The 16,488-nt window shown below is 59.9% G+C and carries 9 protein-coding genes; 4 read left to right on the top strand and 5 right to left on the bottom strand.

Features of this window, described 5'->3' with window-relative positions; translation table 11 throughout:
- Nucleotides 1–137 precede the first annotated feature (137 nt).
- Nucleotides 138–1,433, top strand: a complete 1,296-nt coding sequence (gene purD / locus BLT00_RS14910) for a phosphoribosylamine--glycine ligase (protein ID WP_063323117.1) — start codon at nt 138–140, stop codon at nt 1,431–1,433.
- A gap of 99 nt (nt 1,434–1,532) precedes the next feature.
- Nucleotides 1,533–4,322: a hybrid sensor histidine kinase/response regulator gene (locus BLT00_RS14905; RefSeq protein ID WP_063323118.1), complete on the top strand. Its 2,790-nt coding sequence runs from the start codon at nt 1,533–1,535 to the stop codon at nt 4,320–4,322.
- A gap of 15 nt (nt 4,323–4,337) precedes the next feature.
- Here BLT00_RS14905 and BLT00_RS14900 read toward each other — a convergent pair whose 3' ends face one another.
- From BLT00_RS14900 to BLT00_RS14890, 3 genes are all read right to left on the bottom strand, one after another.
- A complete protein-coding gene (locus BLT00_RS14900) occupies nt 4,338–5,015 on the bottom strand; it encodes a hypothetical protein (RefSeq protein ID WP_092147066.1) in 678 nt (225 codons plus the stop codon).
- Nucleotides 5,012–5,728, bottom strand: coding sequence for a hypothetical protein (locus tag BLT00_RS14895; protein WP_092147064.1), 717 nt, complete (start codon nt 5,726–5,728; stop codon nt 5,012–5,014). The genes BLT00_RS14900 and BLT00_RS14895 overlap by 4 nt, the downstream gene beginning before the upstream one ends.
- A 64-nt stretch (nt 5,729–5,792) precedes the next feature.
- On the bottom strand, nt 5,793–6,602 hold the full coding sequence (locus BLT00_RS14890; protein ID WP_092147062.1) for a hypothetical protein: 810 nt from the start codon (nt 6,600–6,602) through the stop codon (nt 5,793–5,795).
- Nucleotides 6,603–6,836: 234 nt separating this feature from the next.
- Here BLT00_RS14890 and BLT00_RS14885 point away from each other — a divergent pair, with 234 nt between their 5' ends.
- Nucleotides 6,837–7,433, top strand: coding sequence for a MarC family protein (locus BLT00_RS14885; RefSeq protein ID WP_014336378.1), 597 nt, complete (start codon nt 6,837–6,839; stop codon nt 7,431–7,433).
- Between the two features lie 3 nt (nt 7,434–7,436).
- On the opposite strand, the gene BLT00_RS14880 is transcribed toward BLT00_RS14885, so the two are convergent.
- Nucleotides 7,437–8,276: a hypothetical protein gene (locus tag BLT00_RS14880; RefSeq protein ID WP_063323122.1), complete on the bottom strand. Its 840-nt coding sequence runs from the start codon at nt 8,274–8,276 to the stop codon at nt 7,437–7,439.
- 217 nt (nt 8,277–8,493) lie between these two features.
- On the opposite strand from BLT00_RS14880, the gene BLT00_RS14875 reads away from it, so the two are divergent.
- A complete protein-coding gene (locus BLT00_RS14875; RefSeq protein ID WP_092147060.1) occupies nt 8,494–9,144 on the top strand; it encodes a hypothetical protein in 651 nt (216 codons plus the stop codon).
- Between the two features lie 131 nt (nt 9,145–9,275).
- Here the strand turns inward: BLT00_RS14875 and BLT00_RS14870 are convergent, their stop codons facing one another.
- Entirely contained in the window at nt 9,276–16,346 is a 7,071-nt protein-coding gene (locus BLT00_RS14870; protein ID WP_092147058.1) for a TcdA/TcdB pore-forming domain-containing protein, read from the bottom strand.
- Nucleotides 16,347–16,488 lie beyond the last annotated feature (142 nt).

The following is a 16,488-nucleotide window of genomic DNA, read 5'->3' as shown; positions in this document are numbered from 1 at the left end:
GCTTGATCGTACCCACGCTCTGCGTGGGCACGCAGCCCGGGACGCTCTGCGTCCCTGGACGCAGAGCGTCCGTAGAGGCATTCCCACGCAGAGCGTGGGAACGATCAGCCCCATCAGCGTCATCCGAGGTTTTTGAAATGAATGTTTTGATCATTGGCAGCGGTGGCCGCGAACACGCCCTGGCCTGGAAAGTGGCCCAGGATCCACGCGTGCAGAAGGTTTTCGTGGCACCGGGCAATGCCGGCACCGCCATCGAAGCCAAATGCGAAAACGTCGCCATCGACGTGCTGGCCCTGGAACAACTGGCCGACTTCGCCGAGAAGAACGTCTCGCTGACCATCGTCGGCCCGGAAGTGCCGCTGGTCGCCGGCGTGGTCGATCTGTTCCGCTCCCGTGGCCTGGACTGCTTCGGCCCGACCGCCGGTGCCGCGCAGTTGGAAGGCTCGAAAGCGTTCACCAAGGATTTCCTGGCGCGTCACAAGATCCCGACCGCCGACTACCAGAACTTCACCGAAATCGAACCGGCCCTGGCGTACCTGCGCGAGAAAGGCGCACCGATCGTGATCAAGGCCGACGGCCTGGCTGCCGGTAAAGGTGTGATCGTTGCCATGACCCTGGCCGAAGCCGAAGACGCCGTGCGCGACATGCTCGCCGGCAACGCCTTCGGTGACGCCGGTTCCCGCGTGGTGATCGAAGAGTTCCTCGACGGCGAGGAAGCCAGCTTCATCGTTATGGTCGATGGCAAGAACGTCCTGCCAATGGCCACCAGCCAGGACCACAAGCGTGTCGGCGACGGCGACAGCGGCCCGAACACCGGCGGCATGGGTGCCTACTCCCCGGCCCCGGTGGTGACCGCCCAAGTACACCAGCGCGTCATGGACCAGGTGATCTGGCCGACCGTGCGCGGCATGGCCGAGGAAGGCAACGTCTACACCGGTTTCCTCTATGCCGGCCTGATGATCGACAAGGCTGGTAACCCAAAAGTCATCGAATTCAACTGCCGTTTCGGCGATCCTGAGACCCAGCCGGTGATGCTGCGCCTGCAATCGAGCCTGGTCCTGCTGGTCGAGGCCGCACTGGCCCAGGCACTGGACAAGGTCGAAGCCCAATGGGACCCGCGCCCAAGCGTCGGTGTCGTATTGGCGGCTGGCGGTTACCCCGGCGACTACGCCAAGGGTAGCGCGATCCAGGGCCTGGATGCCGCGGCCCGCCTGGAAGGCAAGGTCTTCCATGCAGGCACGGCGTTGAAGGACGGGCAAGTGGTCACCGCCGGCGGTCGCGTGCTTTGCGCCACCGCCATGGGCGCCAGTGTCGACGAAGCTCAGCAGCAGGCCTACAAGCTTGCCGCCGAGATCGACTGGGAAGGTTGCTTCTACCGCAAGGACATTGGCTACCGCGCCATTGCCCGCGAGCGTGGCGAAAATCTGGAATAACCCAGCCATTCAGCCAGGCAAGGGTCTGCGGCCCTTGCCTGACTGTTCCGGCGCCGCGCATAGTTATACTCTGGCATCAACCTACGAAGGGATTTCGCCGTGCGCTGGCTCAGGATTGCCATAGGCCTTACCGTCACCTTGCTGACGTTGCTCTGCATGCTCCCGGCCCAGGCCGCGCCAGGCAGTGGCTGGGCCGTATTGCTCGACGAACAGGGCGACCTGACGCTGAGCGACATCCGTTCTGCCCGCTACACCAATCAATTCAGCCCCATCGACCTGGACCGTCTCCAGGCCGCCGAGCCCGGCGGGGCATTGTGGTTGCGTTTCCGCCTGGCCCCCGACCGGCATGAACAGATCCTGCGCATCTTCGCGCCCGACCTGTCGCGCCTGAACCTCTACGTGCTGGACGGCGATACCCTGGTTGACCAGCAAGTCAGCGGCAATGCCACGCCGCACACCGAACCTGCGGTCCCCAGCAACGATTTGATGCTGCCCCTGCCACGCAGCGACAAATCGCTGGACGTCTACCTGCGGCTGTCCTCGCGCCATGAACTGCGCCCCTACATCACCTTGCAATCGGCAGTCGTGGCCGCGGCCGATCAGAACCAGACACTGATCTATGGGTTGCTGTTCGGCTGCATCGCCATGCTGGTGCTGCACAACCTTACCCGCTACGCCTACACCCGTTCACGCAGTTGCCTGTGGCTGGCAGCCTGTGAAGGACTGCTGATGCTCAGCCTGGCGCTGTTGCTGAATCTGGCCGGAGCCTGGCTGCCCGACTGGCCAGCCGTCCAGACGCCCGGAGCCTACCTGGCCTTGTTGCTGACGGCGCCCTGCGGCCTGATGTTCGCCTACCGTTTCTTCGCGCCCCTGGGGCCGCACCCGTTGAATCGGCTGCTGCTGGGGGACATCGTGCTCGTCATGCTGTGCAGCCTGTTGCTGTTGTTCGTCAATACGCTGCCGCTCAATATCATGACCTATGCCCTCGTGGCCCTGGCCGGCCTGAGCATGCTGCTCGTCAGCGCCTGGCACTGGCAAAAGGGCTACCGCCCAGCCCGGCTGTTCGTCGCGGCCATGGTGGTCTTCAACCTGGGCACGCTGATCATCCTTCCGGCACTGCAAGGGCTCACGGAGGTTCCTCCCCAGGGCTTGATCATCACCCTGCTGATCTTCATCTGCATCAGCGGCCTGTTGATGAGTGTCGCCCTGGGCGAGCGCCAGCGCTCGATCAACGAAAGCCGGTTCAGCATCAGCCGCGACCTGGCGGCGAGCAATGCCGAGATCAATGCCAAGGCCGAGTTCCTGGCCAAGATCAGCCACGAGATCCGCACCCCGATGAACGGCGTGCTGGGCATGACCGAACTGCTGCTGGGCACGCCGTTGTCGGTCAAGCAACGCGACTACGTGCAGACGATCCACAGCGCCGGCAATGAACTGCTGACCCTGATCAACGAGATCCTCGACATCTCCCGGCTCGAATCCGGGCAGATCGAACTGGACGACGTGCAGTTCGACCTCAATGCACTGATCGAGGATTGCCTGAGTATCTTCCGCGCCAAGGCCGAACAGCAGAATGTCGAGCTGATCAGTTTCATCCAGCCCCAGGTGCCGCGAGTGATCAGCGGTGACCCGACGCGACTGCGCCAGGCGCTGCTGAGCCTGCTGGAAAACGCCCTGAAGAAAACCGACGAGGGCGAAGTGCTGATCGTCGTCGCCCTCGACGAGCGCAGCAATCAGCCGCGCCTGCGCATCGCCGTGCAGGACAGCGGGACGCCGATGGACGCCGAAGAGCGCGACACGCTGATGCACGCCGAGCTGCATAGCAAGAATTTCCTGTCGGCCACGCGCCTGGGGGGCAACCTGGGCCTGGTCATCGCCCGTCAGTTGATCATCCTGATGCACGGGGAATTCGGTATCAAAAGCGGCAGCAACCAGGGCAGTACCTTGTGGCTGACCTTGCCGCTGGACCCGGATCGCCTCGAACATCCGACTGCCGACCTCGATGGCCCGCTGCAAGGGGCGCGGGTATTGATCGTCGACGACAACGACACCTGCCGCAAAGTACTGGTGCAACAGTGCAGCGCCTGGGGCCTGAACGTCAGTGCAGTGCCATCGGGCAAGGAAGCCCTGGCGCTGCTGCGCACCAAGGCGCACCTGCGCGATTATTTCGACGTGGTGTTGCTGGACCAGAACATGCCAGGCATGACCGGCATGCAACTGGCGGCCAAGATCAAGGAAGACCCGAGCCTGAACCACGACATCCTGTTGATCATGCTCACCGGTATCAGCAATGCACCGAGCAAGATCGTGGCACGCAACAGCGGGGTCAAGCGCATCCTCGCCAAACCGGTGGCCGGCTATACCCTCAAGACCACCCTGGCGGACGAGCTGAACCAGCGCAACCGGGGCCAGGCGACGAATGTACAGGTGAACGCCGGCCCTCCCCTCCCGGTGAAAGTGCCGAGCGATTTCCGCATCCTGGTGGCCGAGGACAACAGCATCTCCACCAAGGTCATCCGCGGCATGCTCGGCAAGCTCAACCTGCAACCCGACACCGCCAGCAACGGCGAAGAAGCCCTCAAGGCCATGAAGGAGCAGCGTTACGACCTGGTCCTGATGGACTGCGAAATGCCGATCCTCGACGGGTTTTCCGCCACCCAGCAATTGCGCGCCTGGGAAATGGGCAACCAGCGGACCCGCACTCCCGTGGTGGCGCTCACCGCCCACATCCTGGCCGAGCACAAGGAACGCGCCCGCCAAGCCGGGATGGACGGGCACATGGCCAAGCCGGTGGAGTTGTCGCAGCTACGCGAGCTGATCGAGCATTGGGTGGCCCAGCGTGACCAGCAGAACCAGACCGTCGCGCATTCGTCCGAGGGCGTCCGCTGACGCCCGGAGCCCTGTTCAACATTTCAACGCATGAATATTACGGGTCGTCTCGGCGATAACGGCGCGCAGGACTTTTTCCCGGAACATTGAGTAATGCAGCGTGTTGAACGTCACGACCGCCATTTCTTCATGGCTGGTTTGCACAACCTCCTCTATCGGCCAAAAAAGGAAGGTCGAGAGCGTTTTACGAATGCTGAATTGCTTGTGGTAAAGCGCGACCTCTATTCGCCCAGGCGATTTCGGCAGGCAGGGAACCACCTGGAAGAACGCCGAATCATGCTGCAGGCTTGCCCGTTCGAATGCCGCAAGGGCATTGGGGTGGCGCTTCAGGGCGCCAATCGAATCAGTCGCCGAGCGCGCAAAGCGTTCATCGAATGACTGGGAGATTTGCCGGGCAACACTCTCGGCCATTGACCCCTCGCCCGCCTGTCCAGGCCTGAGGGGACGCGCCGAATCCCACCCCAGGTACCTGAGCGTGTTCCTGTAGTAGTTGAACCAACTGCCCACCAAACCGTCCTGATAAGCCGACCGCGTTGCCAACTGGGCATACAGGTTGCTCAGACAGATGTCTTCGCGATCCTGGGGAGACAGCCCCTGGCCGAACGACACGAGGCTTGCCCCCACGACCGCAGCCGGCGCGGGATCGCTGCTGTGAAACAGGCGCTCGCCGGCCTGTAGGCGTTCGCTATTCATCGCGCGGCCCCCCGTTCAACGTCGTCAGAAATATCAAAGACATGCTTCGTTGGCTTATCACCCAGCTTCCGTACGATCGCACCGCGCAGGGGAGCGTAAAGCTCTTTCGATAAGTTGGCCTGAAAGCATCTGGACTGAAGATTACCGACCACATTGGCGACGGACAGGCACTGACCGAGGGGGTTGGAGATTGCCAGTTGCGTGGTCTCATAGCTCAGGGAAACGCTGCTCAGCAAGGGGGCTCGCCGGGCCAGAATCACTTGCAGGCAGACCCTGCCAACGGCTTCATCGGTCTCTGACGGTGGCACGGGCTCCTTGCGCTTGCAGGTCTGCTCGCGCAGTTGCTCGATGGCCGGCAGGGTACCGGGCAACTGCGCGACACGGTTCAACAGGCGAGTGACTTCATCGGCCACTGTAGGATCGACATACTCCCCCAGTCGACACCCTAGCCAGTGCGCCGCATTGAAGTTGGATTGCTCATCGAGGGTGAAGTTGTCCCATGCTGCAGTCTTTTGCAACCAACCGTTCTTCAAGACGTCACGGTACTCGTCATACCATATTTGTGCCTGGGTATAAGCCGGATACTTCTTGTTGGCGACCAACTGCGCGAACAATACCGAATCCAACACATCGCTTTTTTCCTGCCCGGCCATATCCGGAGACACTATCACGACAGCGCCAGCATTAATAAAAACCGAATAACCATCATTCATTGCAATCACCTAGTTATTTTTATGATTGGCGACTACGGTGTAGTCGCCAGGTGGATTCACAAGATCAGAGTTCGTATGCTTCGATTTTCTTCTGTGCTCGATCGCCGAGTCGTTCGATAATGGTCGCACGTGTACGGTTAATAACGGACGGCACCATGGTCATGTGGCTTTCACCGCGATACAAGTCGACCGAACTGCTGTCCCAATTAACGAACAAGACCTGGGTCTGGTTCGTGCGCTTGATGAAACGCACGGCTCCCAGTGCCATGATGACTTCGCCATGCGGCGTCTCATGGCAGGCGGCGACGCCAAACCCTCCCGCACCAGACTCCTGGATGTTCTGGTCAAACACCCGGAGCGGCCTGTCACGGGTTTGCAAGGCCGCGATGGCATCGCTGGCGACCTTGAGCATCAGCAGTGACGCCGGCCCGGGCACCGCGGCGGCCGTCACCGCCGACCCCAGGATCTTCAGCACCAGTTGGTCCATCTTGAAGCTCTTGCCCGAGGCGGCAACCGCGTCATAGTACTTCTGCAGGACCGTCCAGCCGCAATCCTGCATCACTTGCAGGAAAAGTTGATACCACTCCTTACCCTGCTCATCACGTGGGTAGCGCTTATTAGCCACTAACGAAGCAAACAGATAAGAGTGCTGGATATCCGCCTGGTTCTGTTCGGACATTCCCGAAACAAAAGCCAGGATACCGTCACCCACAATCGAAGCGCGATCCGGCTTTTCCGGATAGTCAGCCGTCTCGCCAGGACGCACAATAAAAGCACGCGTCGACAACTCAAACGCCTCCGGCTCAACATCATAAGCACTCAAGCGCTCCAGACGATCAGCCAGGGTTACAACAGAATCATATTTAACGTTCATACTATTTCCTTATTTAATCAAGATCATCCTTGGATCCGAGAGTTGAACTTACGCAACCCACCTCATCACAACAAGCGCGCAACTGTAACCGTAAATAATCAAATTCAATGGCGTACAATCACCTGTAATGAAGTGGCATTTTCCTGGACTTGCATCTCGCCCTTGCCACGAGCCGACAGACATCCCGACGCCTGATAGACTCCACGTCAAATTCATTCGTCGCGAGCCTCAACCATGCTCCATGTGCTGTTCAGCGTTTACCTGAAGATGCTGGTGCTCTATAGCCCCTTCTTCGTGCTGTCGTGTTTTATCGGCCTGACTCGCGGCTATTCGCGCAAGGAACAACGCCGCCTGGCCTGGAAGGTTGCGACCGCGACGCTGGTCTCCAGCGTGTTGCTGTATTTGTTCGGGCGGGTGATTTTCAGCGTGTTCGGCATCACCGTGGACGCCTTCCGTATCGGCGCTGGCAGTGTGCTGTTCATTTCGGCCCTGGGCATGGCCCAGGGCAAGTCGGCCGTACAGACCGACAACGTGCAGCAGGACGTGACCATCGTCCCACTGACCATACCGTTGACCGTCGGCCCCGGCACCATCGGTGCCCTGCTCGTGATGGGCGTGAGCCAGCCGCACTGGGACGACAAACTCATGGCCATCATCAGCATCGCCCTGGCCAGTTTCACCGTCGGCGTGGTGCTTTACCTGTCCAGCCGCATCGAGCGGATCCTGGGTGACCAGGGCTTGCAGATCGTCAGCCGGCTGATGGGTTTGTTTGTCTGTGCGCTGGCGGCGCAGATCATCTTTACCGGCGTGAGAGGCTACCTGGTACCGTAGCCATCACGGCATGCTCAAGCGCACCTTGGGCTTGCGCCGGCTGAACCTCCTGCTCAGCACCTCCCGGCGATGTACGCCCAGATATTCCTCGATGTCCTGCCTGAACGCTTCATAACGCGCGGGGTTGAAGGTCACGAACGATTTTCCGCGGAAGATCTCCCGCGCCGAAGATTGCCAGTTCACGAAAACCACACCGCCGTTACTCGAAGTACCGGACTGTTTGATCGAGGCGGACGAGGCGATCAGGATTCCGTTGGCCAACTGCTCGCAAGGAATGACCGACAAACGCGCGCCTTCGGCCACCTTGACCTGGCTGTTGAACAGACGCATGGTCTCCTCATCCCGCTTCAAACCGTCAATCGTGGTGCTCACCACGGTACCCAGCACCGTCGCCGCCGGAACGCTGGCCTTCACGCCATCAATGATGCCCTTGACGATATCGCTGATCACGAAGTCCATGTCCACCCGCCGGGAACTCTCGGAGTAACGGGTGTAACCGTCATCGGCAACGAAACACCCGAGGTCTTGCAGGCATTGGATAAACGCGTCGTACCACGCCCGCGTATTTTTGCCGCCAGGAACTTCAAAGTTGGCCTCCATCATCGCCATGGTCATCAGGTTCTCCATGATCGCCATATTGTTGAGCGACATGTTGTTGCCATAGCCCACGAGCGCATCCCCCAACATGAGCGCATCCAGGTCCTTGTTCGGATTGTCATGCATCTGCACCACGGACCTGCGTACACGTCGACCCGCAGTGGCCAGCGCCTTACGCTTGTTGATACGTGCCTGGATCAACTCAACACTTTGCGCCACACTGGCTCCACTTTCGAACTGTTCCATAAAAACCTCCTTGGTTATATATAAGCCCGCTCCTGCGGACCGACTTCAATCTAATTTATTATTTTCAGGAACAACAACACTGACTGATTGCAGAATATTAACCCGCGCATGCCTTCAAATATCCAGACTCAATTCCACTGCCGACTTAATCAAGAACCACGTTCATCATTGCCCGCCCAACAAGCCAAACAACACACTTACTCTTGGCGGAAATATTATGAGCAATGAATTATTAACCGGATTGGTCACCGGCCCTAACCTGTTTTCGTATATCGGTGCACCCTCCCTGCAAGACCACGATGACATCGCCGATTGCAACAATATCGCTACCCGATCGGCCGACCTCGGCCATCATCGCTATGTAAATCCCAGGGGCTGGTTCGAAGAATATGCCCGCACCTTGAGTTTCCTCGGCTGGTCGCTGTATGGCGACTCCATCCATACACGCACACAACATCTCGTCTCGGGCTCCGTGGCGGATTTCCTGGTGCAGAGCGCCCACGCCATGAGGGATGCACAGCAGGCCAACGCAATGATCGATACTCTCGACACACTAAAAACCAATCCCCCGGCCATCCTGTCCTTTGACAACGAAACCCAGGAAGGCGAGACCTTTCAAGTCGTCCCGGCCCGCTACGACTCACAAGGCAACCTTCATATCGCCCTGTTCAAACTCGAACTGAGCGTCGAGGTAAAGAGGCGCAGCTTCCTGTTCTGGAACTGGGAAGAGCGTTCAGCCAGGATCGTTCAACGCAAAGCGTTCCTGAAATTGGACCGAAGCGAACTCGACAACAAAAGGACACTTATCAACAAAGTCCTGGATGAACACTTGATGAGACGTTTTACCTTGAGAAGGAACGTCTCGTGAAACATTGATACTTCCAGGCCTGGCGTGGCGCAACGTTTTTATGGAATGACGGCCAATCAAAAAAGAGTTGTCGACTAACACACCGACAACTCTTTTTTACTTAAAACCTAACCCTGGATAACGGCCTTGGTTCAACCCACCGTATTGGTCTCCACCGCATACGTTTCATCCGACAACGCTTGCAGCAGGACACCATTCTGGAGATCCGGCAGGGCATCCAGGCGCTGCACCAGTGTCGAAACGGCATAGTGTTGACCCCCACCGAAACTGAGCAACACGTCGCCACGCAAATTGACATCCGCCGCATACACCTCACGAAAAATCACACTGTGACCGCTGTTCGGATCGATGATCACCAGGTGCTCATGAACCTTGCTCAGCCATAACTGGTCTGGCTCATCCAGCTCCCAGATCAACTTGCCGGGGATGGTCACCGCGTTGCCCAGGGGATGTCGGCAGTCGAGGACCACCGACTTGACTCTCAACCAGGCTGCTTTTGACAACCGGTAACTCACCGCGCCCTGCCCCATGCGCAGGATCAGGATCTTGACGTCATCCGGCATCAACGGCAGCAGATCATCGATCTTCGCTTCGTGACCCTCGACGACCATCACCTCGCCTTCACGCTGGACATAGCTGAGCGGCCCGCCATGGCCCATGCCTGGCAAGGACAATAGCGTTCCGCTCCTGCTTTCGTGCAACAGGACGTTGGTCTGCCGTTGGGTCCCCAGTACCTCGAAAGATTCAGGGATGGCGGCCTTGGGAACCCGGATGACACGTTCAGTCCCGGCGACATACCACTTCAGGTCATCGGGATCGCCCACCGACAGCAGTGGGCTGGAGAACGCACGGGCGGTCAATTGCCTGAGCCCCTCGATCACCCGCCCCCCTTGAGTGACGACCCATTCCTGAGTGACACCGGTCACCAGCGCCGGCGCCTGGTCACGCAGCAGGACCTCCACGCCTTCGAATGTCACGCCACGCAGGCCCGCGCCATCGCCCGTCAACTCGACAAACTGCCAGGGCGACCACTCACGCTGGGGGTGGGGCAGTACGTCAGCCTTCAATAATTGCGAACCCTGGCCAAAGGCAGCGTCCAGCTTCTGCGGATCGATAAAGGCCTGGCGATAGACCTCGCCGCTCGCCACGTCGAGCAACCAGGCGGCCTCGCCGTCCGGGGTTGCGCCCAGCAACCGCAGCTCCTTGGTGCTGCCCAGGTCAGCCAGCAGCAACCGGTTGCCGACGTACCAGGCGCACAATCGCTCGTCACCACTGAAGTTGGTCAAACCGATCAGGGCAAGCGTTTTGTTCCTGTGCTGCAGGACCAGCGCATCCAGGGCCGTCCACCATTGTGCCCGGTCCTTGAACCACTGCTCCCTGACGCCGCCCAGCGCCAGGTCGCCTCGGCCACTCAGGTTGTAGAACACGCCATTCGAGGTCAGCGCCACGTAGCCACCGTCAACGGCGATGACATCCTCCAGGCCGGGGGCACGCGCCCACCGGTTGGCCCAATGCCCCCGGCCCTCTACCAGCGTACGCCGCCTGCCGCACAGCTCCTGTTTGAGCCGGTCATAGATGACAAACACATCGCTGTCGTCCGGCGGTGCGAGCAGCGTCAGGTCGGTCATGTTCTTGATCGAGTCGGGCCATCCACGTGGCTGGTTTCGTCGCGGCGAAGGACGAATGATCAAACGGTCACTGCGGCGAACCCAGGCCATGTCCCGCCACTGTGCATCGGACTTCCAACAGATCGAAACGAAGGGGGCCGGTTGCCAATTGACGGTGACGAACGAGTCCTCAGGATGGGTACTCGGTGTGAAGGGCAGGCTGTCACCCAGTACCTGCGACCAGTCGGCCAGCGTCTCGCTGGCACTCAAGACCGGTTCCATCGCCAGATCCAGCTCTCGTGTGATCGAACTGAGCAGCAGTTGCCCGTCATGGATCAGATACACCAGCACATCGACGCTCTGGTCCGCGCGGGTGTTTTGCTGGACGACATGAATCACCCCCTGCGCGTCCGCCTCGACGCTCTTGATGGCGCTGACCAGGTTGTTCGTAGTGCGCAACCAATAACGATGGCTCACCAACCCAGTGACCGCATCGACTTGCCAGATAATCAGGTTCTGCGGGTCGTAGAAATAGCAGGAGTCGCCGACGACCACCCGCAACACCGCGTCCTCGACACCCAGCAAATCGTCGCGAATATAAAGAAAGCGGTCCTCCTTCGCGTCATACCAGGCCGTGACGTAGCGAGGCTCGTCCGGGTCCTCAAACGGAATGAGGTGGTGGTGAATCGGTGTGTACGCCATCGCTAGACGGTGGTCTCGAGCCAGGGCCTTGAAATGATCCTGCAACGTTTGCTGATCCATGTCGGGCGGTGCGTCCAGTTCCAAAAGCACGAGCGTGCGGTTGAGCACATCAACCTTGAATACTTGATTATCGGCAAGCCGGAGTAAAATTTCGTGACGCCACCCTCCAACGATCGTTACCTGAATGTCGTCGATGAAGAACTGATCGTGACGCTCAATCCTGATCTCTTTCTCCGAGGCCCAAGAGGCGTCCATAAACCAAGTGGACACCTGTAGGCTCGTCGACTCCAGGCTCAGCTTCACGCCGGGATGAACGACCAATGCGCATCGTTTGCCGGCCCCCTGGATTTTATAAGCGATCATGTTGTGCCAAATCGGGGGAATAAGAGGCACTACTAGTGAACGGTCAGCACTATCGAGCAACACGTCGATCACCGTTGGCCGATAATCGGGAACCATGCGACGGACGATGTATTCACTGGGAAACGAATAAAAGGAAAACTGAAATTGCCAGCTGCCGTCCGCTTTTCTTTTCTCCAGGCGCCGTGCCGTGTCGAACCCGGTGTCATGACGCGATGTCGCGAATGGCAGGGCAATGTACTCATAGCGGTAACAGGTTTGCGGTGTGCAGGGCAGTACGATGACTTGGCCGGCGGGTGGTTTGAATGCAACTTGACCCGGCAGACCTAGATCTCGACGGATGTTAATGGCCCGATCGTAATCGAGCTCTATCGTCGGCACGCCAAAATGATCGCGTTGCGGATAGAGCTTGGGGCTGTCCAGCATCAATGCGCCCCGAGTCAGATCCAGCGCCTGGACGATCAACGACGAGCGCGGTAGCCATGCACCCTGCCTGGCATCAAAGTGGTACGCCTGCAGATGAGCCTTGGCGATTTCATCGAATAACAACCCGACCTCTTTGGCCTCCTCGGCAATGGTGGCAAAGCCCCGGGCCAATGCCGCGACCCCCACCGCCAACCCACCGAGCATCACCGCGGCGCCGCCCAGCATTGCGCCGGCCGTCGTGGCGCCAACCGCATAGGCGCTCACCGACAACACCAGGCTGGCGGAGTCGAAAGCCAGCTGGGTGCCGAACTGAGCGCGTTCGACGTCGTTGTGGGCCGTCGCCAACTGGTAGATGTCAAAACCGACATTGGCCAGTTGCAGCAGCCCCCCTGTGGCTTCACTGAGACTGGACCCCAGCGCCGCCTTGACCACTGGCGCGACGGTACGGGCAATCAGTTTCTCTTCGGCCAGCGCCTGCCGAACCAGGCCGACCAGGCCGGCGATATCCGCCACGACGCCATGCACCAACTGCGCGTAGTTGACATAGGCGTGCAAGCGCACCGCCAGGGTCAGGGGCCGACCCGATCCTTCCTGGCCGCGCAACGCGTTCATCAAGGCTTGTATGGCGAAGCCGGCGTTCAGCGTGTGGACGCCCCCTACTTCGGTGGGGTCGCTCGGCACGGAAGGTTTGTTGGCCAAGGCTGAAAACTGTTCCGAGAGGTAGCTTTTTATCCGCAGGAGCCGATGGTCATCCGTGACCACCCGTACCAGTTGCTCAGGATTGGCCGGATCGATCAGGCTCACCCGGTACGCCCCGTCCGGCGAGACCTCCAGCGTATCGAACAACGGCACAAGGTGCGCCGCCAGCTGGTTTTCCTGCTGGAGGCGGCTCGTCGCTTGCTCGATCTGCTGGCTCCACCAATGGCCATCCAGCGCCAGCAGACAGCTGCCCAGTCGAGGATTGTTTTGCAGCGACTGTCCACGGGCGCTGGCCAACCGCTGCCTCACAGGGCGTTGCGACTGCCCAGGCAAGGCGCCGGGTTGCAGCAGTTTCGAAACCTCAATGGCGCCTGGCAATACCTGCCTCGACACCCGTGCACCTTCCAGTTCGACCAGGTCGAAAGTCGGCCGCGCCGCATCGCCATACGCCGCGTAATGGCTGGCCATGTCCTGTTGGAGGAAGAACCGCTCCAGCGCCTGCCTGAACAAGGTCGGATGCTCGAACTCAAACACACCGAAATTCGGATCGTAGAAGTGATAGGTGCTGCGCTCACCCTCCACGGTCTTGGCCACCAGCATGGCGTGGTTATCGGAGTTGAGCATCAGCGTGCTGGTGGTCGTCCTGGCTTGCAGGATCTCCGTGACCTCATTCAGGTCCGAGCGCGCCAATGCACTGCCCACATCGCCGAGCTGCACATCGCGCAACGCCTCCACGCTGTTGAGGAAGGCCACCGAATCGCTTGCCCCCGGTTCGAGCACCGCGAGGTAGAAACGCTCACGCAAGGTGTTGACCGCAGCCTTGCCTTGCGACACGGCCGCCGCCATGGCGAGGGCCAGGGGATAGCAACGTCCGCCGACCCTGTCACCCTCACCCTGGAGCAGCAGATCCTGCGGTACAAGCTTGTTCGTGGCGGCCTCGAAACCGTTCAGGACAGTACCGAGGCGTTCGATGATCCGGACGCGATACTCAAGCTGCGCCACCTGACGAATCCGGGCCACGTGCTGGCCCCATTGGCGCAACGTCAACGGCTGCTCCAACGCGGTTTTCTTCAAGCCCAGGGCGGTTTCGCCATGCCTCGGTGGCGCATCGGTGGCGCTGGCGAGCCCGGCCAGGAAGGCCGGCGCCTGACGCTGGAGCAACGCTTGTTCGATCGCCGCATAACGGCCAGCGGTTCCGTGCGTGGCGAGGTTGTTGGCCAGGTTGTCCAATGACGGCCGAGCCGCGTCGAAGCTGCGGTTATCCAACGCCTTCGCGCCACTCAAGCCTCCCAGCAGCAGACGCTGCAAGGGGCTCAGCCGAGCGACTTCGAAACGGTCGCTGGCCAGGCGCTCCAGCAATTCAGCGATCGACAGCTGTCGCGTCTGCGAATCGCTCACCGATGCGGGCGGCAACGCATAGGCGCTTTGATCGCGGATCGACTGACGCTCATCAAAACCCAGCGGGATGGGCTTATCGAAGATCACCTCACCGTTATGGCGCTGGCTCATCATCTGCATGAACGGCTCACCCAGCTCATCGGCCAGATGCTGCAACAGCTCGGTAGACAGTACATGCCGCCCCTCGATCACGGGCCAGCCCTCATCGAACTGGAGGGCGCGGTATTTGAGCAGCTCTGCCATATCACCCGCATAACGAGCCTTGAACTGCCCCTCCTGCCAGCGTTTTTTTTCGTCGATCAGCCATTGCGCGGTGTCACGCGCGTTCTCTTTCCAGGAGTGATCCAGCTCCTCCTCCGTCGCCCGGTTGACCGTGGCGACGGCCTTGATCGCCACCTCCGCCTGCCACTGTTCGGCGGTTTGAGGGGTGAAGTGGATGCGTTGGTAGTCCGCCATCCCCTGGCGCATGGCGGCGGGACCGGTGAGATAGATCGTGCCTTCGCTCTGGGGGCGGATACCATCGCTGTAGTAGGCGGCGGCCGCCTCCACCAGAAAAGCCGCGGCCAGTTCAATTTCCGGGGGCAGCTCATGCAATGCACCGAACACCTGCGTCGCGGCCTCGCGCGCCAGATCACTCATGGCCTTGACGTCGACCAGGCTGACGTTTTGCTCATCGGCCAGGCGCGCGGTGGCGTCGACGATTTCATAGTTGAGCCGTAAACGCTCGATCACGCTCTTGAGCATCGCCGCCCCGGGGTGGGCCATCAGGAATGCGTTGCCCACCACGTGCTGTTCGACGACAGCACGCAATTCGTCCGGTCGGGCCAGGCGCTCCGCCGGGGGGCGAAAGACGCGGTTCAACGCCGGTCCGCTTTTAGCGAAACGCTCAAGCGCTTCGCGATGCTCGGCTGGAATCTCGTTGGCGTAGTCCGTGTATTTATTGCGCTGGGCCTGGCGGCCGGGCATCCATTCGGGGTTTCGATCCAGCAGTAACTGCAGCACGCCCAGCCGCGCATCCGTCTGGAACGCCCGGATGTCCACCTCGCCCAGCTTTTCCGCCAAGGGCGGCAGGCCATCGACATCAGCGTAGCTGCCACCCTCGGCGAACAAGGCTTCGAAACGCACGATATCGGAGCCCCCGGCAAGCATGCCACGCAGACTGATCTCGCGTTCGTAGGCATCCTGCAGATGCAGTGGCAATTCACCGCTGGCCAGATCGCGCAGTGCCAGGCTGCCCTCGGCCAACGCTTCGAGGCTGAGCCGGTTATCGCGCCTCAGGGCCACCAGTCGTGCCTTGTCCTGGCCGTACGCCCGAACCAGCAGATCGATTCTCGCGTCATCGGCGCTGCCGCCGTTGTTCACCGCCTCGGTGATATGGGCGTACATCTGCTGCTTCAGGACGATCGCGCGTTCTTCATAACGGTCGCCCAACGCCAAGGCATCGACACTGTTTTCTGCGCCATTGAGCATGGCATCAGCCTTGGCCGCTTCGACAATGATCCGGTTGGTTTCATAGGCCAGCAGTGCATCGCTGTCATACCAGAGACTGATGCGATAACCCTCCGGGCCCAGCACCTGTTTCCAGACATTGATGTAGTCACGCTGGATCGCTCCGACGCCGCCGCCCAGCCAGACCAAATGCAGTTTTTTTGGCACCTCGGTGGCAGGCACTTTCAATTGTTCGACGCTATTGCGCAGGCGCGTTTCAAAACCCTCTATCTTGTTGTAGGCGTGCGTCAGATCCGCGGCCTCGGCAACTTCCGGCAACTCAGGCGTACGCCGCCGCCTGCTGTTTCCCCGCAAGGCCCCCACGGCCTGTTTGAGCAACCCTAATGGCTCCAACATTTGTGGAGAATCGAGCAAGGCGATACAACCGAAGTAATAGCGCAACACCGCTTCATATTCATCGGTACCCTTGTGGGTTATTAATGCCTGTTCAAGATCCTTAAGCCTCAACAACCCCACAAAATCGACGTAGCTGCCCGTCGATGAAATTCCAGATTTACTCATGGACAACACTTCCATTTATTGTATGTAAATAGCCAGGACAGCCCTCAGGCGCCTGAACATCAACAAGTTGAACGACACGCATCCATGCGCTGACACCCCATGAATCAGTGGTCTGATTAATTAACTGACCTTATCCAGGGTC

The organism is Pseudomonas sp. NFACC51, from assembly GCF_900103575.1.
Lineage (GTDB): Bacteria > Pseudomonadota > Gammaproteobacteria > Pseudomonadales > Pseudomonadaceae > Aquipseudomonas > Aquipseudomonas fluorescens_Q.
The sequence above is the reverse complement of the archived record's forward strand: the minus strand, read 5'-3'. Positions and strand labels throughout refer to the sequence as shown.

What these genes read in the sequence shown, in the direction of transcription:
- purD (WP_063323117.1), top strand. Translation starts at nt 138, where the DNA reads ATGAATGTTTTGATCATTGGCAGCGGTGGCCGCGAACACGCCCTGGCC.
- BLT00_RS14885 (WP_014336378.1), top strand. Translation starts at nt 6,837, where the DNA reads ATGCTCCATGTGCTGTTCAGCGTTTACCTGAAGATGCTGGTGCTCTAT.
- BLT00_RS14890 (WP_092147062.1), bottom strand. Translation starts at nt 6,602, where the DNA reads ATGAACGTTAAATATGATTCTGTTGTAACCCTGGCTGATCGTCTGGAG.
- BLT00_RS14870 (WP_092147058.1), bottom strand. Translation starts at nt 16,346, where the DNA reads ATGAGTAAATCTGGAATTTCATCGACGGGCAGCTACGTCGATTTTGTG.
- BLT00_RS14895 (WP_092147064.1), bottom strand. Translation starts at nt 5,728, where the DNA reads ATGAATGATGGTTATTCGGTTTTTATTAATGCTGGCGCTGTCGTGATA.
- BLT00_RS14900 (WP_092147066.1), bottom strand. Translation starts at nt 5,015, where the DNA reads ATGAATAGCGAACGCCTACAGGCCGGCGAGCGCCTGTTTCACAGCAGC.
- BLT00_RS14880 (WP_063323122.1), bottom strand. Translation starts at nt 8,276, where the DNA reads ATGGAACAGTTCGAAAGTGGAGCCAGTGTGGCGCAAAGTGTTGAGTTG.
- BLT00_RS14875 (WP_092147060.1), top strand. Translation starts at nt 8,494, where the DNA reads ATGAGCAATGAATTATTAACCGGATTGGTCACCGGCCCTAACCTGTTT.